The sequence below is a fragment of the Actinomycetospora sp. NBRC 106378 genome (assembly GCF_030269685.1).
Taxonomy (GTDB): domain Bacteria; phylum Actinomycetota; class Actinomycetes; order Mycobacteriales; family Pseudonocardiaceae; genus Actinomycetospora.
Window position 1 is genome coordinate 44,371 of the sequence record NZ_BSTT01000018.1, and the last position, 18,046, is coordinate 62,416.

Genomic DNA, 18,046 nt, shown 5'->3' on the forward strand with positions numbered 1-18,046 from the left:
TCATCGATGCCGGGCTCTCCGCGGGGCCGCTGGGTTCCCGACGGCGGGTACGGCCGGGAGGTGCTCACATGGCGCTGTTGTTGCGCGAGGCGATCGGCGGGACGATCCGTCGCGCCCGCACCGAGCGTCGGCGGACCCTGCGGGACGTCTCGCGGGACGCGCGGGTGAGCCTGGGCTACCTGTCGGAGATCGAGCGCGGCCGCAAGGAACCGTCGAGCGAGCTGCTCGCCGCGATCTGCGACGCCCTCGCCCTCCCGCTGCCCGACCTGCTCGACGACGTCGCGGCCACGATGCGGCCGGAGCCGGCGGAGCCCCGTCGCCCGGCGCGGCTGGCCGACCGTCGCCTGACGGTGGACCCCGCGCTCCGCTCGGCGGTCGAGGAGGCCTTCGAGGGCGCCCCGGCCGAGGGTGCCGAGGCGGCCCCGGCGGAGACGCCGTCGGCCGAGGTGGTCGACCTGGTGGAGACCGCGGACGCGGCCACCGAGGCCGACGACGGGGCCGTGGTCGACGAGCTGGCCGACGAGCCGACGGGTGAGCTCCGGCTGGTCGAACTGGTGACGCTCGGTCGCCCCGACACGGTGCGGTCGGCGGCCTGAGTCCGCCGTCCGCCACGCCCGGGCGGGACCTCGGTGGAAGCCCGCGGGCGGAGCTGACACGATGGGTAGGGACCAGGTCAGCGTCAGCGGCCTGTGCGGACGGTGACGAGTTGGGCGGGAGCAGATGGCCAACCCCTTCGTGAAGGCCTGGAAGTACTTCCTGGCGGCGTTCTCGTCGAAGATCGACGAGCACGCGGACCCCAAGGTGCAGATCCAGCAGGCGATCGAGGACGCCCAGCGCCAGCACCAGGCGCTGTCGCAGCAGGCGGCCTCGGTGATCGGCAACCAGCGGCAGCTGGAGATGAAGCTGAACCGTCAGCTGGGTGACATCGAGAAGCTGCAGTCGTCGGCGCGGCAGGCGCTGACGATGGCGGACCAGGCTCGCGCCAAGGGCGACGAGCAGGCCGCGTCGCAGTACGAGCAGTCGGCGCAGGCGTTCGCCACCCAGCTGGTGACCGCCGAGCAGAACGTCGAGGACCTCAAGACGCTGCACGACCAGTCGATCGGCGCGGCGCAGCAGGCCAAGGCGGCCGTCGAGCGCAACGCCATGGTCCTGCAGCAGAAGCTGTCCGAGCGCACTAAGCTGCTCAGCCAGCTCGAGCAGGCCAAGATGCAGGAGCAGGTGTCGAACTCGCTGCGCCAGATGAGCGAGGTCGCGGCACCGGGCAACACGCCGTCGCTGGACGAGGTCCGCGACAAGATCGAGAAGCGGTACACCACCGCCCTCGGGCAGGCGGAGCTGGCGCAGAACAGCGTGCAGGGCCGGATGCTCGAGGTGCAGCAGGCGTCCACCGACTTCGCCGGGCAGAGTCGTCTGGAGCAGATCCGGGCGTCGATGTCGGGTCCCGGGCAGGTCACGCAGGGCCAGCCCGCGGCGGGTCAGACGCAGCCGGCGCAGCCCGCTCCGGCGCAGCCGACCCAGCAGTACGCGCCGCCGCAGCAGAACTGAGCGGCACGCACGTCCTGACCGGAGGGCCCCTTCGCTCGAGCAGACCGAGCGAGGGGGCCCTTCGTGCATTTCGTGCCGGAATGTCTGATCGGCTCTAGAGTCACGGGGGATGCTGCGCTCGGGGTTGGTCACGCTGTCCCTGCTGGTCGTCCTCGTGACGGCGGCGTGCGGGGGTGCGCCGGCACCGAACGCCACTGCTCCGGCAGCGCCGGCGGCGCCCGATCCGGGTCTGCCCGCCCGGCTGGCCGCCGAGGTCACGGGCGACGGCGCCTTCGCTCACCTGCAGCAGTTCCAGGACATCGCGACCCGCAACGGCGGCAACCGCGCCTCCGGCTCGCCGGGCCACGAGCAGAGCGTGGACTACGTGGCCGACCGGCTGCGGGCGGCCGGCTGGCAGGTGGAGACGCCGACCTTCTCCTTCGACCTGTTCACGCCCGGCGCGCAGAGCCTCGCCGTCGGCGGGACCCCCGTGGCCGGCGCCGTCGCGCTGACCTACTCCCGCGCCACCCCGCCCGGGGGCCTCACCGCGCCGCTGGTCGCCCTCGCCGACACCCCGGCCGACCCCACCCCGGCGTGCGAGGCCACCGACTTCCCGCCGACCGTGCGCGGCGCGATCGTCCTGGCCCGCCGCGGCGTGTGCCCGTTCACGCAGAAGCAGCAGCTCGCGGCGGACGCCGGAGCGGCAGCGCTCGTCGTCGTGAACACCGAGAACGGGCCGCTGAACGGCACGCTCGGCTCCGTCGCCGAGGCCCGGCTCCCGACGGCGGGCCTGGCCAAGGCCGCCGGCGACCCGCTGTTCGCACGCTCCGGCACGCCCGCGACGCTCGTGCTCGAGACCCGGTCCGAGACGCGGCAGACCCGCAACGTCGTCGCCCAGACGACCACCGGCCGCCCCGACGAGGTGGTCATGGCCGGCGCCCACCTCGACAGCGTCGCCGAGGGCCCGGGCATCAACGACGACGGCTCCGGCTCGGCGGCCCTGCTGGAGACCGCGCTCCGGCTCGGCGGGGCGCCCGCCGTGACCAACGCCGTGCGCTTGGGGTGGTGGGGCGCGGAGGAGCTCGGGCTGCTCGGGTCGGAGGCCTACGTGGCGGGTCTCGACGTCGAGCGGAAGCGGGACATCGCGCTGCTGCTGAACGTCGACATGGTGGCCTCGCCGAACGCCGGCTACTTCGCCTACGACGGCGACGACTCCGACCGGGTGGGCGCCCCGGCGGGTCCGCCCGGGTCGGATGCCGTCGAGCGTCGCCTGCTCGCCGCGCTCGGGCAGGTCGGGGTGCAGGGGCAGGGCACCGACTTCGACGGCCGGTCGGACTACGGCCCCTTCATCGAGGCGGGCATCCCGGCGGGCGGGCTGTTCACCGGCGCGGAGGAGCAGAAGACCGCGGAGCAGGCGGCCCGGTGGGGCGGCCGGGCGGGGGAGTCGTTCGACCCGAACTACCACTCTCCGCGCGACGACCTGGCCAACCTCGACCGCGTCGCCCTGGACCGCAACGTCCGCGCTCTCGCCGGGGTGATCGGCGGCTACGCGCTCGACCTCTCCGGCCCCGACGGCGTCCCGCCGCGGGCGCAGCGCCAGCCGCGGTAGGCGCCCCCGTCGGGAACGAACGGGTGCCGGATCAGTACCGCGCGCGCCGGCCCGTCTGCTGCTGGGGACGGCGTCCGCCCCGGCTGCGGGGGACCTCCGGGTGCGGCCCGGGCTGGCAGGTCGGGCACCAGTAGGCGACCCGGTCCTCGGCGTCCTTCGTGCCGTCGTCCTGCCGGGCCACCCGCACCACGTCGCGGCAGCGCCGGCAGTTGCGGCCGCCGCGCTCGAAGACCCAGTGCTGGGCGCCCTCGCCGAGGTCGCCGGTCGTCGACTGCTCCGGGCGCCACGCGTTGCGCAGCAGGAGCTTGCGCGACCAGCTCACGGCGTCCGCGGTCTGCCGGTCGGTGAGGTCGCCGACCTTCGTCCACGGCGACACCTTGAGCAGGAAGCAGATCTCGGCCTTGTAGAGGTTGCCCACGCCGCAGGCCACCCGCTGGTCGAGCAGCGCCGTCCCCAGTTCGCGGTCGGGGTCGGCCCGGAGGAGGCGTAGGACTTCCGCAGCCGACGTCTCGTCGTCCCAGTCGTCGCCGAGGAGGTCGGGCCCGAGGTGGCCGACGAAGCGGTCCTCCTCGTCGGTGGGGAGCAGTTCGAGGTCGTGCAGCCGGAAGCCGACCGCGACCCGGTCCTCGACCGCGAGGATCGCCCGGATCTCGTGGTCGGCGCCCCGCCACGGACGACCCGGCCGGTAGAGGTGCCACGAGCCGTCCATGCGGAAGTGGCTGTGCAGGCTGCGGCCGTCGTCGAACCGCGTGAACAGGTGCTTGCCGACACTGACCACGTTCTCGACGGTCCGCCCCGCGAGGTCGTGACCGATGAGCCGGGGGTGTCGCAGCTCGCCGCGGGCCAGTTCCTTCCCGGCGAGCGCGTCGTCGAGGCGCCGGCCGGCGAGGAACACGGTGTCACCCTCGGGCACGGCGTCCCACCTCCCGTCGCGTCGCTCGCCCCTTCATGGTGCCCCGCGGACGGCGACTCCATCCGCGGAGGCGGGGGACTACCGCGCCAGGACCAGGTCCCGGGGGGCGGAGCGCTCCTCCGGCGACACGTGCTGGGCGATCGGCCGGCCGCCCGGGCCACTGGCGATGACGAGCACCGTCTCCGGGTGGTCGACCGGCGCGCGGAAGGTGCCGTCGGGCTCCACCGGGACGACGGCCAGCTGGCGGCCGTGCAGGTCCACCAGGGTCACGTGCGCCTCGGACGCCGGGGCGCCGCCGGCGAGCCGGACGTGTCCGTGCACGGCGGGACCGTGGCCGCCGTCGGGAACGCCGGCCTCGGTCTCGACGACCGTGGAGTCGATCGACCGCGAGCGTGGCAGGACCGGGATCAGCGTCGTCGCCACCAGCGCCACGAGGCCGCAGCCCGCGGCGATCCACAGGGTGGTCTGCAGGCCGGCGAGCGAGGGGCCGGTGTAGGTCGGGGTCCGGACGATCATCGCCGAGAGCACCACCGCGGCCACGGCCGAGGCGGTCGACGTGCCGACCGAGCGCATGAGCGTGTTGAGCCCGTTCGCGGCGGCGGTCTTGTCGGTGGGGACGGCCCGCATGATCAGGTCGGGCAGCGAGCCGTACGCGAGGGCGACCCCCGCGCCGACCAGCGCGATGACCAGCGCGATGTGCCAGGGCTCGGAGAGCAGCATCGTGCCGAGCGCATACGCGGTCACGATGATCACGAGCCCGGCCTGCAGCGAGGTCCGCGGCCCGAAGCGCGCCGAGACCCGTGCGGTGACCGGCGACATCAGCATCATGACGACGCCGTTGGGCGCGAGGACGAGCCCCGCGGCGAGCAGCGAGAGGCCGAGGCCGAAGCCCGACGACGTCGGGGCCTGCAGCAGCTGCGGGAAGGTCACCATGCCGGTGAACATCGCGACGCCGACCGGCACCGAGACCAGGTTCGGCACGAGCACGGCCCGGCGGACGGTGACGCGCAGGTCGACGATCGGGTCGCGCGTGCGGAGCTCCCAGAGGCCCCAGGCGAGCAGCACGACCACGGCGCCGATCGCGGAGCCGAGGGTCGTCGCGCTGCCCCAGCCCCACTCGGCGCCCTTGGAGACGGCGAGCAGGCCGAGCACCAGGCCGACGGTGAGCGCGACCGCGCCGACGCCGTCGAACCGTCCGCCCGAGCGCTGGGCGGACTCGGGGATGATCGCGAGGATCAGCAGGATGCCCGCGGCGCCGAGCACGGCGGCGGTCCAGAACAGGGCGTGCCAGTCGGCGATCTGCACGATCAGCGCCGAGAGGGGCAGCCCGAGGCCGCCACCGATGCCGAGGGTCGCGCTCATCAGCGCGATGCCGGAGCCGAGCCGTTCCGGGGGGAGCGCGTCGCGCATCAGGCTGATCCCGAGCGGCACGGCACTGACCGCGACGCCCTGCAGCGAGCGCCCGACGAGCACGGGGACGAGCGAGGAGGTCAGCGCGCAGATCAGTGCCCCGACGACGAGCAGGGCGAGGGTGGCGACGAGCACCCGGCGCTTGCCGATCATGTCGCCGAGCCGGCCGGCGATGGGTGTCGCGACGGCGCCGCCGAGCAGCGTCGCGGTGATCACCCACGAGGCGTTCGCCGGCGTCGTGGAGAGCAGGGCGGGGAGCTGGGGCACGATCGGCACCACCAGCGTCATGCACAACGAGGCGATCAGGCCCACCGAGGAGAGCACCGCGACGACCAGCGCGGGTGAGGCCCCCGGCCGCGTTCCGACGTCAGCCTGCGCCACCCGTCCTCCGATCCGCCTGTGCCGTTCCGTGTATTGCGCAACGAAACACTAGACGCCCGGAACGTCGTCAGGGTTCCGAATATTCCCTAGCTCACGATCAGCGGGTGGCGAGCAGGACCGCGACGAGCCCGACGACGTTGGTGCCCAGGTGGATGCCGATGGAGGCGAACAGCGACCCGGTCCGGCGTCGCACCACCGACATCACGACGCCGCCGAGGGCGGTGACCAGCAGGACCACGACCACGCCCAGCACGGGGATCCCGCCGGCGGGGGAGGCCAGCGCGCCCGCGAGGTGCCAGACCGCGAACGCCGACGCCACCATGAAGATCACGCCGCGCCCGGCCCACAGCCGGCCGGCCCACGCGCGCTCGGTGAGGCCGTGCAGCACGCCGCGGAACGCCAGCTCCTCGCAGAGCACGGTGCCGACCGGGATCAGCAGCAGGGCCCGCAGCACGAGCTGGGAGGACGAGCTGGACTCCACGCCCGGGTTCTCGAGCAGCGGCCGGGTCGCGGGCAGCAGGAACGCGACCCCGTAGCCGAGGGCGGCCACCCCGACGGCGGCCCCGCCCCAGCGCAGACCCGTCCGCCACGTCGTCGGGCAGAGCCCGAGGTCACGCCACGTCAGACCACCCGCGCGGGCCGCCAGCACCAGCACGAGCACGCCGGCGACGTTCGCGATCATGCGGACGACCGGGTCGGCGGGCAGCGCCGGCACGAGGAGGTTGTTCCACGCGACCAGGGCCACGGCCACCGCCGCGACGACGGCGGACAGGACGAGGGCCGCGGGGACGCGGCGCGGAGCGGGGAGGGCGGCGGTCATGTCACCTCGAGGCAGCGGACTCGGACCCCTCCACGGTGCCATCCCCGCCCGTGTGCGAGCCGTGAGGGCCCGCACACCGGTGCCCGCCCCGGGTTCAGCCGGCGGCCGTGCTCGCCGAGGTGCCGACGAGGGCCTGGCGCACCCGGGCGGTGTCGGCCGCCGTCCACCCCTGCGGGGCACCGATCGCCACCCAGCCGTCCAGCACCTCGCCGGCGTACACGTGCCCGTGCCCCGGCGGCACGTCGACGGCGTTGACGAGGTCGATCGTCACCTGCCAGAACGTGATCACCGGATACCAGCTCATGGCGCCGAGCACGTCGGCACCGCGGGGCTCGACGAGCCAGTCCGGGCGCTCCCAGAGCAGGCGCGGTGACCACCAGACGACCGGGTCGGAGGCGTGCTGCAGGTAGAGCACGTGCGGTCGGATCCACGGCGTCGGCGGATCCTGCGCCACGGTCGCCGCCCCGGGGCCGGCCGCGAAGCGGACCACCAGCCCGTCGGCGTAGGTCGGCAGGATCTCGGGTGTCCCCGGGTCGCGGCGGGTCACGATCTGCGACCACAGCCGGTTCGAGTTCGGCGGCCCGACCCACAGCGCGCCGTCGGTGTTCGCGCGCACGTCCGCGAGCGAGGAGAACGCCGCCTCCGAGCCCTGCGAGCCCAGGCTCTCGCCGAACACCAGCATCCGCGGCCGCGGCTGGCCGGGCGGGATGGCCTCGATCCGCGCGTGCACCGCGTCGATCAGCAGCCGACCGGCCTCCTCGGCGCGTGGCCCGTCGAACAGGAAGGAGAGCCAGCTCGGCAGGTAGGAGTACTGGGTGGCGACGATGGCCGTGTCCCCGCCGTACATGGCCTCGAGCGAGTTGGACACCGGGTCGTCGACCCAGCCCGTGCCCGTCGTCGTGATGACCGCGATGACGGGGCGCGCGAAGGCACCGGCGCGGTCCAGTTCGGCGACGGCGAGGTCGGCGCGGGCCTGCGGGTCCGGCGCCGACTCCAGGCCGACGTAGGCGCGGACCGGATCGACGGCGGGACGGTTGCCGGCGCGGGACAGGAGGCGGGGGTCGAGGCCCGCCGCGACGAAGCGACGGCCCTCCTTGCCGAGGGTCTGCCACGGCACGAGCGAGCTCGGCGAACCCGACCGCGTGGGGCTCGTCGGTTGCTCGAACCCCGGGTAGGAGTCGTCGTTGACCCCGGAGAAGGCCTGGTCGACGACGGCGAGGCTCCCGGCCAGCACCACCTGGTTGAGGAAGGCCGCGAGCAGGACCACCAGCACGACGACGGCCACGGCCGCGGCGATCCGCCGTGGGAGGTGGGCGTAGCGGCGCAGGCCGCGGACGAGCACGTGGTCGGCGTGGCGGACGAGCCGGACCACCGCGATCGGCACGACGGCCACCAGGACGCCGAGCGGGACCGCGCGGGAGTACCCAAGCAGCGTCGGGGGCTCGATCCCCACCAGCGTCGCCAGCTCCCGCTGCCAGTGCACCCCCGCGACCAGGGCGATCAGCACGACGACCGCCGCCGCGACGAGCAGGATCGGCCACGCCACCAACCGCACCTCGCGCGGCACCCACAGGCGGGCGTGGGCGACGAGCCGCACGCCGGTGCGGGTCCGGCGGACCAGGAACCAGAGCGTCGTCCCGACCCCGTACCCCGCCGCCGCCGACAGCCCCGTCGCGAGGCCCTGGACCATCCAGTCGCGCGGGATGAGCGACGGCGTCATGGCCAGCGAGCCGAAGGCAACGGCCACGGCGAGGCCGAGGGCGTCGACGCGCAGCCAGCGCAGCCCGGTCCGGTCCAGCGGCCCGGGCCCGCGGTGCACCACGTGTGCGGCGGGCGGCCGGGGCCGGGTGCCGTGCAGCGGGCCGGTGTCGGTGCTGCCCGTACCGTCCCTGCTGTCCGTCCCCGTTCCCGACGACGGACGCGCGCCGGCGCCGGGCTCGTCGGTCTCGACCCTCGCCACCCGTCCAGTCTGGACCCTCTCCGGCTGCGCCGAACGGTGGACCCTCCGGATGTGCGGAGAGATCTCGTCCGGTTCGTTCCCGGGCCGACGAGATCGTCGTGTGTCCGCACTGCGCCGTTCGGGGTCGTTACACTGCGGGGCGTGTCGAGGGCGGACGGGGACCGGGGCGACCGATCCTCCGTCCAGTCCGTGGACCGGGCCGTCACGATCCTCGAGATCCTCGCGGCCCGTGGCGAGGCCGGGATCACCGAGATCGCCGAGGAGCTCGGCGTCCACAAGTCGACGGCCTCGCGGCTGGTGTCCGCGCTGCAGCGGCGGGGACTGCTCGAGCAGCTCGGCGACCGGGGCAAGTTCGCGCTGAGCTTCGGGATCGTGCGCCTCGCCGCGGCCACCACCGGGCGCATGGACCTCGCCCGCCTCGGGCAGCCGACCTGCCAGGCCCTCGCCGAGCTCGTGGGCGAGACGGTGAACATCGCGGTCTCCGACGGCGAGGCGGCGATCAACGTGGCGCAGGAGTTCGGCACCTCCTCGGTGAGCACGCAGAACTGGGTCGGCCGCCGGACCCCGCTGCACGCGACGTCGGCCGGCAAGGTGCTGCTCGCGCACATGGACGACGCGGAGCAGCGCACCCTGCTCCGCCGCCGGCTGCCGCGGTTCACCGAGGCCACGATCACCGAGCCGGCGGCCCTGCGCACCGAGCTCGCCCGCGTGCTCGACGAGGGCTACGCGCGGTCGTTCGAGGAGCTCGAGGTCGGCATGCACGCGGTCGCGGTGCCGGTCTGGGCGCACGACGGGTCGGTGGTCGCCGCGCTCTCGGCGTCCGGCCCCGCCTACCGACTCCCGCGCCGGCGGGCCCGCGCGATCGTGGGCGACATGCGCGACGCGGCGCGCGAGCTCTCGGCCAAGCTCGGCTGGGTGGAGCCGAGCGGGCAGTCGTAGATCCTGCCGTTCGGCGCAGGGCGACCTGTGGATGATCACGGTTGTCCACAGGCCCCGGGCGGGTCGTTGCCGGGGCGCCCGGTGGGCGCCGACCCTGGCCGCATGCGCGAGATGATCACGGTCCGCGAGGCGGACCACGAACTGCGGATCCAGGTCGTCGACGCCCGGGCGTACGTCGCGATCGTGCCCGTCGGGGCGGAGATCGACCCCGAGGGGCCCGGGACGACCGTGTCGCTCCCGGCCCGCCGGCTGCACGCCCTCCTGCGCGCCGCGTGGGCGGACGACCAGTTCGGCATCGGCGGGCCGATGGACCCGCCGCTCTGGCCGGCCGAGCCCCCGGACGACGACCCGTACGCCGAGGAGCGGCTCCTCTTCGGGTGGCGGGAGGACTGGCCGGAGGCCTGGGACGGGCCCGACGGCCAGGTGGTGCCGTTCCCCCGTCGTCCGCCCCGGCCCGCGAACGGGGGGCTCCCGTGGTCGGCGGAGGACGACGCGGCGCTGCGCGCGGCGTGGCTCGCCGCGGACCCCGGGACACCCCGCACGGTGCTGCTCGACGAGCTCGCCGACCGCTTCGCCCGGACGCCGGGCGCGGTCACCGCGCGGCTCTACCGCGTCGGGTGCGATCCTGCGCGGCTCGGGATGGCCTCCATGGAACCCGTGGCGTCGTCGCTCGATCCCGAGGCCGTTCCGTAGGCGTCCCGGTCAGGGCGAGCAGGTGACGATCGCGTACTCGCCCTCGGCGCTGTTCTCGGCGATGACCTGCCCGGACGGGCCGATGATCTGGCAGCGGATGGTCCCGCCCCCGCCGTTCTGCGCCGAGACGTAGGCGAACGTCATCCCGCCGTAGCCGGGGCTCTCGACGGTCTTCGTCCACGGAAGCTTGGCGTTCGTGGCCTGTGAACTGCCGCCGCCTGCGCTGGAGTAGGTGATGCTGCCGCGAGAGGCGCCGAAGACCTTGTAGACGTAGCCGGTGGCCCCCGTCGCTCCGGCGGATGCAGCCGTCGACGTGGCAGCCGCGCTCGCGGTGACGGTCTCGGTGCGGGTGGCGTACACGGTCGACGGCGGTGACGTGACGAAGGACGTGATCGTGACCGGTGCGGGCGCCGGTGCGGTGCTCGCGACCGCCGCCACCGCGGGCGTTCCGGACGGCATGAGGACGGAGACGAGGAAGGCGACCGCCGTGACCGTGAAGGCGGCGATCCAGGGCCAGCGGCGGACGGGCCGCCGGTGGCGGGGGATGGGGGCGGTGATCGGGTCGGTCATGGTCGTCCTCGCTCGGCTGTCGGTCGAGGGACGGTCACTGCCGTCCCTCGCCCTCCATCGCGACGATCAGGAGGTCCGTTATGAGCTGTTCGGGTGGCCGGCGAAAGGCCGAACGGACGGCATGTCTGATCGTCGGCTGCCTCTCGGGCACGCCACCGGCGTCGAGAGAATGAGCCCATGACCGACACCCCGCCCGCCGTCGAGCTCCACGTCCACGTCGAGGGCACCCTCGAGCCCGAGCTGATCATGGAGCTCGCGGAGCGGAACCGGGTGTCGCTGCCCTACGCCGACCTCGAGGACCTGCGCGCCCGCTATGCGTTCGACGACCTGCAGCACTTCCTCGACCTCTACTACGCCAACATGGCGGTGCTGCGGGAGCCGGCGGACTTCGCGGCGATGACGACGGCCTACCTGACACGGGCCGCCTCGGCCGGGGTGCGTCACGTCGAGCTGTTCGTCGACCCGCAGGCGCACCTGGCCCGCGGGGTGGCGGTCGAGGCGGTCCTCGAGGGTGTCGCCGGAGCCCTCGCTGCGGCCCCGGCCGGGATGACGACCGGTCTCATCCCGTGCTTCCTGCGCGACCGGCCCGCCGCGGAGGCCGTCGACGTGCTCGACGCGCTGGTGGCGAGCGGGACGCCCGTGCTCGGGATCGGGCTGGACTCGGCCGAGGTCGGGAACCCGCCGTCACTGTTCGCGGACGTGTACGCCCGGGCGCGGGCCGAGGGACTGCGGCTGGTGGCGCACGCGGGGGAGGAGGGGCCCGCCGCGTACGTGTGGGAGGCCCTCGACGTGCTCGGCGTCGAGCGGGTCGACCACGGCATCCGCAGCCTGGAGGACCCGGCGCTGGTCGCCCGGCTCGTCGAGCAGGCGGTCCCGCTGACGGTCTGTCCCCTGTCGAACGTGCGGCTGCGCGGCGTGGACACGCTCGCGGACCATCCGCTGCGGACGATGCTCGACGCCGGGCTCGCGGTCAGCGTGCACTCCGACGACCCGGCGTACTTCGGGGGCTACGTCGACGACAACCACCGGGCGGTCGCGGCGGCGCTGGACCTCGACCGCGTGCAGGTCCGCGCGCTGGCGGACCATGCCGTCGACGCGGCGTTCGTCGACGACGCGCGCCGGGCCGAGCTGCGGGCGGAGGTCGCCGCCTGGGCTCAGGCCTGACCGTGCGCCCAGAGCAGGAACGCGGCCGCGTCGTCGAGGTCGGCGAATCCGGCGCCCAGCGCGTCCACGAGCAGGTCGTTCGAGCCGCACGCCACCCGACCGATCGTGTGCCGGCTGCGGTCGACCGGCGGGAGCTCGACGCCGAGCAGCGACGCGACGATCTCCCGCTTGCCCTCGCCGCCCGACCCGCCGTCGACGGTGAGGATCGGCAGGAACCGCTCCGGGCGCGCCACGACGAGGACGTGGGTGAGCACCGACTCCCGCGCGCCGCCCATGGCGTGCGGGCTCGTCTGGTCGACCAGCGCGGTGAACCGGTCCTCGAGGGGCGGGTCGTCCGGGGACTGCTCGTCGTCGCCGCTCTCGCCACGCAGCAGGTACTCGACGGCGTCGCGGAAGCGCTGCGAGGCGTCCCGGTCACCGAGCTTGCGCCACTCGCGGGAGAACGACGACGTGTTGCCCGACAAAGCCAGGACGTCGCTGGTGACGAAGTCCTTGAGCTGGCCGGGTTCGGCGTGCGGGAGCCCGGCCCGGCTGAACATCAGCTCGTAGAGGCGCCGGAAGTCGGCGGCGTAGGAGTCGGGCCGCGGCCGCTGCCGGGGCCACGCCGCCTTCAGGGCGGCCAGCCGCTGGAGGGCCTCGCCGGGCACGTCGTCCAGCGTGGGGAACCTCCGGACGACCGGCGCCGCGGCCGGAGCCGGCGCGGAGCGGGTCGTGGTGGTCGTCGTGCGGGGGCTGCTCGACCTCGCGGCCGTCGCCCGCGCCCGCGGGGCCGGCGTCGACTTCGGGACCACCGCGCGCGGCGACACCGGCCGGGCGCCGTGCATCCAGTGGTGGCCGCACGACGTGCACCGCATCTCGTTGCGGCCGTCGTCCGCCATCCCGACGTACTCCGCCGCCCCGACCTCGCAGCTCGGACACGCCAGCGCCATCGGACTCCCTCCTCGCAGACGATGCCGTGCCCATCTTGCCTGCCGCCGCTCCGGCCCGCGCCCGGCCCCGCTGTGTGCCGTGAGGTGTGTCCGTGAGGCAGGTCCGGGGGCCGCGGGGGCTGCCTGGTGTCATCTTCGCGGCGCGTCGGGGTCGGGGGGCTGCTGCGAGGTGCACGTGAAGCAGGTCCGTGGGCCGCGAGGGCTGCCTGGTGTCATCTTCGCGGCGCATCCGGGTCGGGGCCTGCCGCGAGGTGTCCGTGAGGCAGGTTCTCGGGCGTCCGGACCTGCCTCATGTACCGCTCGCGGACCGGCTCACGCCCGGATGCGCAGCCCCTTCGGGCTGTTGCGGAACCCGGCCTCGCCCAGCGCCTCGGCGAGCACCCCGTCCATCGCGCTCGACCCGTCGGTGCGTTCGACCGACAATCCGCCGAGCGACCCGTCCCGCACCGCGGCCGTCAGGGCGTTCGCCGCCTCGGTGAGCCGCTCCAGGTCGTCGGTGAACGACAGCAGCGACTTGCCGCCGCGCTCGACGTAGATCGTCGGCTCCCCGTCGGTGAGCACCACGAGCGCGCCCGCCTTCCGGCCGGGCCGGTGGTTCGTGGTGCCGTCCTGCGCCGCGCGCGTCGGCGGCCACTCCAGCGCCGCACCCCACGGCTGCGCAGGGTCGGTCGCGGCGAGCACCAGGGCCTGCTGGCCCCGGGCGGACGCGTCGTCGTCCCGCGAGGTCGCGCGCAGGCGGTCGATCGCCCCCGGTACCGCGAACTGCGCGGCGCCGAGGCCCTCGACGACGTAGCCGCGCCGACACCGACCGGACTCCTCCATCGCGCGCAGCACCGGGTAGATGCCCGTGAAGCCGCCGCTGATCCGCTCCGTGTCGAGCGCGCCCCGCGTGAGCACCCCGTGCCGTTCGAGGAACGACTCCGTCCGGGCCTGGGCCCGCCGTGTCGCGTCCGGCTCCCGCTCGGGCACGGCCGACCACCGCCCCGCGACCGTCGGCGGCCCGGTCCGCGACGGCATCTGCGGCCGCCCGACCCGCGCGTACCGGCCCCGTGACGGGGCGCGGCGCTGTTTGTGGGCCGCCTTCGACCGTCCGCCCCCGCCCGAGACCAGGGCCCGGACCGGGGCGAGCGTGTCGTTCGTGGCGTGCCCGGCCCAGACGAGGTCCCAGAGCGCCTCGACCGTGGTCGGGTCGTCGGGGATCGACTCGCCGGCGTCGCGCAGGATCGCGCCCGCGCGGTCGGACAGCGTGCGGAAGAACAGGGCGCCCCCGCCGTCGAGGGCCTCCAGCAACGCGCGGTGCAGCGGCGACTCGACCAGCCCGTCGTCGGGCTCGGGCAGCATCAGGTCGGCGACGTCGGCCGGGGCGACCGCGAGCCAGCCGTCGCCGCCGGAGAGCGTGCCGCACCCGGTCCAGGTGACCTCGCCGGCGCTGGTGAGCTCGTCGAGCAGGGCCGTCGTGTACCCGGGCAGCCGGGTCGGCAGCACGAGCGACTCCCACGCGCTCGCGGGCACCGGCGCGCCCGCGAGCTGCTCGATGACGTTGAGGACGTCGTCGGGGCTGGGCGCCCGGCGGCGCCGACCACCGATGCCGTGCCACGACGGCAGAAACCGTCCCAGCGCCGCGGGCTCCACCGGCTCGACCTCGGCCCGCAACCGCGCCAGCGACCCACGCCGGATGCGCCGCAGGACCTCGGCGTCGCAGAAGTCGATCCCGCCGTCGGGCACCCCGGAGTCGCCGGGCACCGGGGGCGCGTCGGTCGGCCGGAGCTCGCCGCGCACCAGGCGCCCGGCGCCGGCCATCCGCTCCAGCACCGAGGACACCACCGCCGGCCCGAGCCCGAACCTCCGGGCCGCGGCGGAGGCCGGGAACGGACCGCGGGTGCGGGCGTAGCGGGCCAGGAGGTCGCCCAGCGGGTCGGCCACTGGTTCGGTGAACGCCTCGGGGACCCCGACGGGCAGACCGGCACCGAGGGCGTCGCGCAGCCGCCCGGCGTCCTCGATCGCGACCCACCGACGCTCGCCCGCGATCTTCACCCGCAGCGCGCGACGGGACGACTCGAGCGTCTCCAGCCACTCCTCGCGCACCCCGCGCTCGGCGGCCTCGGCCGTGGTCAGGTCGCCGACGAACCGCAGCAGGTCGGCCGTGCCCTCGACGTCGCGCACGTGCCGCTCCGGGTCGGTGCGCTGCAGGCCCGACTCGACCTCGGCGAGCACCTCGACGTCGAGCAGTTCGCGGATCGCCTCCGACCCGAGCAGCTCGGCGAGCAACGTCGAGTCCAGCGAGAGGGCCGCCGCGCGCCGCTCCGCCAGCGGGGCGTCCATCTCGTAGAGGAACATCCCGACGTAGCCGAACATCAACGTCCGGGCGAACGGCGACGCCGACGGGGTCGCCACGTCGACCACCTGCACCGCGCGCGACCGGACGTCGCGCATCAGCTCGACCAGGCCCGGGACGTCGTACACGTCCTGCAGGCACTCCCGGTAGGTCTCGAGCACCACCGGGAACTGCTCGTACTTCGAGGCGACGCTCATCAGCTGCGCGGCCTTCTGGCGCTGCTGCCACAACGGCGTGCGCCGGGTGGGGTCGCGCCGGGGGAGCAGCAGCGAGCGCGCCGCGCACTCGCGGAAGCGTGCGGCGAACAGGGCGGACCCGCTCACCTCCGCCGTCACGAGCTGGTCGACCTCGTCGGGGTCGAGGAGCACGTCCTCGGCACCGGGCAGGATCTCCGCGCCCGTGTCGTCGAGGGTGTCGGGGAGGCGCAGCACGATGCCGTCGTCGGCGGACGCCGCCGAGACCTCCAGGCCCCGCTGCTCGCGGAACCGCGCCGCGATCGCCAGCGCCCACGGGGCGTTGACCTGCGCGCCGAACGGGGAGTGCACCACGATGCGCCAGTCGCCCAGCTCGTCGCGGAACCGCTCGACGACGATCGTCCGGTCGCTCGGGACGTGCCGGGTCGCGTCGCGCTGCTCGCCGAGGTAGCCGACGAGGTTGTCGACGGCCCACGCGTCGAGGCCGGCCGCGGCGGCCCGTTCGCGCGCCGCCGCGTCGTCGGCACCCGCGATCTCGCGCACGAACGCCCCCAGCGCCCGCCCGAGCTCGAGCGGGCGACCCAGCGCGTCGCCCTTCCAGAACGGCATCCGGCCCGGCACCCCGGGCGCGGGCTCGGCGATCACGCGGTCGCGGGTGATGTCGAGGACCCGCCACGTGGTCGACCCGAGCAGGAACGTGTCGCCCGCCCGGGACTCGTAGACCATCTCCTCGTCGAGCTCACCGACCCGCGATCCGCCCGTGCCGTTCTCGCCGGACCCGGGCGTGACGACGGTGTAGAGCCCGCGGTCGGGGATCGTGCCGCCGGAGGTGACGGCGAGCCGTTGCGCGCCCGGCCGGCCCGCGAGCTCGTCGGTGACACGGTCCCAGGTGATGCGCGGCCGCAGCTCGCCGAACTCCTCGCTCGGGTACCGGCCGGCGAGCATGTCGAGCACCGAGGTCATCGCCGAGTCGGGCAGGCCGCTGAACGGGGCCGCCCGGCGGACGAGCGCCGTGAGGTCGGTCAGCGACCAGTTCTCCATCGCGGTCATCGCCACGACGTGCTGGGCCAGGACGTCGAGCGGGTTGCGCGGGTAGCGCATCGCCTCGATCTTCCCGCCCGCCATCCGCTCGGCCACGACCGCGCACGAGACGAGGTCGCCCCGGTACTTCGGGAACACGACCCCCTCGGACACCGCGCCGACTTGGTGGCCCGCGCGCCCGACGCGCTGCAGCCCGCTCGCGACCGACGGCGGCGCCTCGACCTGCACCACGAGGTCGACCGCGCCCATGTCGATGCCCAGCTCCAGGCTGGAGGTCGCCACCACGCACGGCAGCTGGCCGGACTTCAGCGCCTCCTCCACCAGGGTGCGCTGGGTCCGGCTCATCGACCCGTGGTGCGCCCGCGCGACGATCACCTCGGCGGGCTCGGCCACGCCCGACTGCCCGACCGCCTCTGCGGGGAACGGCCCCCTCGCGACGACGGCGGGTGCCTCGTCATCCCCGTCGTCGGCGTCCTCGGTGTCGTCGTCGAGGTCGACCGGCTCCGCCTCCGCCTGGGCGAGCGCCGCGCGTTCGGTGGCGAGCTCGTTGATCCGGGCGGTCAGCCGTTCGGCGAGCCGCCGCGAGTTCGCGAACACGATCGTGGAGCGGTGCTCCTCGACGAGGTCGAGCACCTTCTCCTGCACCGCGGGCCAGATGGAGGCGCGCTGCGCGGCGCCGGCCGCCGAGCCCTCGACCTCCTCCTCGACCCCCGGGCCACTCTGGTTGTCCCCCGCGTCGAGCGCGCTCATGTCCTCGACCGGCACCACGACGCTGACCTGGACGACCTTGCTCGACTCCGGCTGCACCACGCGCACCGGGCGGCCGCCCGCGAGGAACGTGGACACCTCCTCGACCGGCCGCACCGTCGCCGAGAGGCCGATCCGCTGCGCGGGTGCGTCGAGCAGGGCGTCGAGCCGCTCCAGGGAGAGGGCCAGGTGCGCCCCGCGCTTCGACGCGAGCACGGCGTGGACCTCGTCCACGATCACCGTGTCGACCCCGCGCAGCGACTCCCGCGCGGCCGAGGTGAGCAGCAGGAACAGCGATTCCGGCGTGGTCACGAGGACGTCCGGCGGAATGCGGTTGAAGGTGCGGCGCTCGTCGGCCGGGGTGTCGCCGGTGCGCGATCCCACGGTGATGTCGGGTTCGGGCAGCCCCAGCCGGTGCGTGGCCTGGCGCAGCCCGGCGAGCGGCGAGCGCAGGTTGCGCTGCACGTCGACGGTCAGCGCCTTCATCGGTGAGACGTAGAGGACCCGGCAGCGCCGCTGCGGCTCCTCGGGCAGGGGGGCGGACGCGAGCCGGTCGAGCGCCCAGAGGAACGCGGCGAGCGTCTTGCCGGAGCCCGTGGGGGCGACGACGAGGGCGTGCTCGCCGTCGGCGACCGCGTCCCACGCGCCCGCCTGCGCGGCGGTGGGTTCACCGAAGGCGCCGGTGAACCAGTCCCGCGTGGCGGGGGAGAAGCGGTCGAGGACGGTCACAGCGTCATGCATACCCGTCGGGTCCGACAGCCACCGTCGTCACCGGGAAGACAAGCGTTCCGAGGTGCCTGCCGCACGTCTCCGACCG

13 protein-coding genes are annotated in these 18,046 nt (G+C 74.8%); 6 read left to right on the forward strand and 7 right to left on the reverse strand.

The window, feature by feature from the left end:
• Positions 1–68 precede the first annotated feature (68 nt).
• From QSK00_RS27050 to QSK00_RS27060, 3 genes are all read left to right on the forward strand, one after another.
• Positions 69–596 (forward strand): helix-turn-helix domain-containing protein, encoded by a 528-nt coding sequence (locus QSK00_RS27050; protein ID WP_285596014.1) that lies wholly within the window; start codon positions 69–71, stop codon positions 594–596.
• Positions 597–720: 124 nt separating this feature from the next.
• Complete coding sequence (locus tag QSK00_RS27055; protein ID WP_285596016.1) at positions 721–1,545, forward strand: PspA/IM30 family protein; 825 nt, start codon at positions 721–723, stop codon at positions 1,543–1,545.
• Positions 1,546–1,654: 109 nt separating this feature from the next.
• Positions 1,655–3,133, forward strand: a complete 1,479-nt coding sequence (locus QSK00_RS27060) for a M28 family peptidase (RefSeq protein ID WP_285596018.1) — start codon at positions 1,655–1,657, stop codon at positions 3,131–3,133.
• Positions 3,134–3,164: 31 nt separating this feature from the next.
• Here QSK00_RS27060 and QSK00_RS27065 read toward each other — a convergent pair whose 3' ends face one another.
• The 4 genes from QSK00_RS27065 to QSK00_RS27080 form a co-directional block, all read right to left on the reverse strand.
• On the reverse strand, positions 3,165–4,046 hold the full coding sequence (locus tag QSK00_RS27065; RefSeq protein WP_285596020.1) for a DNA-formamidopyrimidine glycosylase family protein: 882 nt from the start codon (positions 4,044–4,046) through the stop codon (positions 3,165–3,167).
• A 78-nt stretch (positions 4,047–4,124) separates the two neighbouring features.
• A complete protein-coding gene (locus tag QSK00_RS27070; RefSeq protein WP_285596022.1) occupies positions 4,125–5,837 on the reverse strand; it encodes an MFS transporter in 1,713 nt (570 codons plus the stop codon).
• Positions 5,838–5,934: 97 nt separating this feature from the next.
• Positions 5,935–6,657: a CPBP family intramembrane glutamic endopeptidase gene (locus QSK00_RS27075; protein ID WP_285596024.1), complete on the reverse strand. Its 723-nt coding sequence runs from the start codon at positions 6,655–6,657 to the stop codon at positions 5,935–5,937.
• 94 nt (positions 6,658–6,751) lie between these two features.
• Positions 6,752–8,617, reverse strand: coding sequence for an alpha/beta hydrolase (locus tag QSK00_RS27080; protein ID WP_285596026.1), 1,866 nt, complete (start codon positions 8,615–8,617; stop codon positions 6,752–6,754).
• Between the two features lie 141 nt (positions 8,618–8,758).
• Between QSK00_RS27080 and QSK00_RS27085 the strand changes: the two genes are divergently transcribed.
• Positions 8,759–9,556 carry an IclR family transcriptional regulator gene (locus QSK00_RS27085; protein WP_285596028.1) on the forward strand — a complete coding sequence of 266 codons (798 nt, stop codon included), beginning with the start codon at positions 8,759–8,761 and terminating at the stop codon, positions 9,554–9,556.
• A gap of 102 nt (positions 9,557–9,658) precedes the next feature.
• Complete coding sequence (locus QSK00_RS27090; RefSeq protein ID WP_285596030.1) at positions 9,659–10,249, forward strand: hypothetical protein; 591 nt, start codon at positions 9,659–9,661, stop codon at positions 10,247–10,249.
• Between the two features lie 9 nt (positions 10,250–10,258).
• On the opposite strand, the gene QSK00_RS27095 is transcribed toward QSK00_RS27090, so the two are convergent.
• Complete coding sequence (locus tag QSK00_RS27095; protein ID WP_285596032.1) at positions 10,259–10,819, reverse strand: hypothetical protein; 561 nt, start codon at positions 10,817–10,819, stop codon at positions 10,259–10,261.
• 177 nt (positions 10,820–10,996) lie between these two features.
• Here QSK00_RS27095 and QSK00_RS27100 point away from each other — a divergent pair, with 177 nt between their 5' ends.
• Positions 10,997–11,983: an adenosine deaminase gene (locus QSK00_RS27100; RefSeq protein WP_285596034.1), complete on the forward strand. Its 987-nt coding sequence runs from the start codon at positions 10,997–10,999 to the stop codon at positions 11,981–11,983.
• On the opposite strand, the gene QSK00_RS27105 is transcribed toward QSK00_RS27100, so the two are convergent.
• A complete protein-coding gene (locus tag QSK00_RS27105; protein ID WP_285596036.1) occupies positions 11,974–12,912 on the reverse strand; it encodes a zinc ribbon domain-containing protein in 939 nt (312 codons plus the stop codon). The genes QSK00_RS27100 and QSK00_RS27105 overlap by 10 nt on opposite strands.
• 312 nt (positions 12,913–13,224) lie before the next feature.
• On the reverse strand, positions 13,225–17,970 hold the full coding sequence (locus QSK00_RS27110; RefSeq protein WP_285596038.1) for an ATP-dependent helicase: 4,746 nt from the start codon (positions 17,968–17,970) through the stop codon (positions 13,225–13,227).
• Between the last annotated feature and the right edge of the window lie 76 nt (positions 17,971–18,046).

Bases quoted from the DNA above. Each gene is read 5' to 3' on its own strand.
- QSK00_RS27100 (WP_285596034.1), top strand. From the start codon at position 10,997: ATGACCGACACCCCGCCCGCCGTCGAGCTCCACGTCCACGTCGAGGGC.
- QSK00_RS27050 (WP_285596014.1), top strand. From the start codon at position 69: ATGGCGCTGTTGTTGCGCGAGGCGATCGGCGGGACGATCCGTCGCGCC.
- QSK00_RS27110 (WP_285596038.1), bottom strand. From the start codon at position 17,970: ATGCATGACGCTGTGACCGTCCTCGACCGCTTCTCCCCCGCCACGCGG.
- QSK00_RS27095 (WP_285596032.1), bottom strand. From the start codon at position 10,819: ATGACCGACCCGATCACCGCCCCCATCCCCCGCCACCGGCGGCCCGTC.
- QSK00_RS27105 (WP_285596036.1), bottom strand. From the start codon at position 12,912: ATGGCGCTGGCGTGTCCGAGCTGCGAGGTCGGGGCGGCGGAGTACGTC.
- QSK00_RS27055 (WP_285596016.1), top strand. From the start codon at position 721: ATGGCCAACCCCTTCGTGAAGGCCTGGAAGTACTTCCTGGCGGCGTTC.
- QSK00_RS27090 (WP_285596030.1), top strand. From the start codon at position 9,659: ATGCGCGAGATGATCACGGTCCGCGAGGCGGACCACGAACTGCGGATC.
- QSK00_RS27060 (WP_285596018.1), top strand. From the start codon at position 1,655: ATGCTGCGCTCGGGGTTGGTCACGCTGTCCCTGCTGGTCGTCCTCGTG.
- QSK00_RS27075 (WP_285596024.1), bottom strand. From the start codon at position 6,657: ATGACCGCCGCCCTCCCCGCTCCGCGCCGCGTCCCCGCGGCCCTCGTC.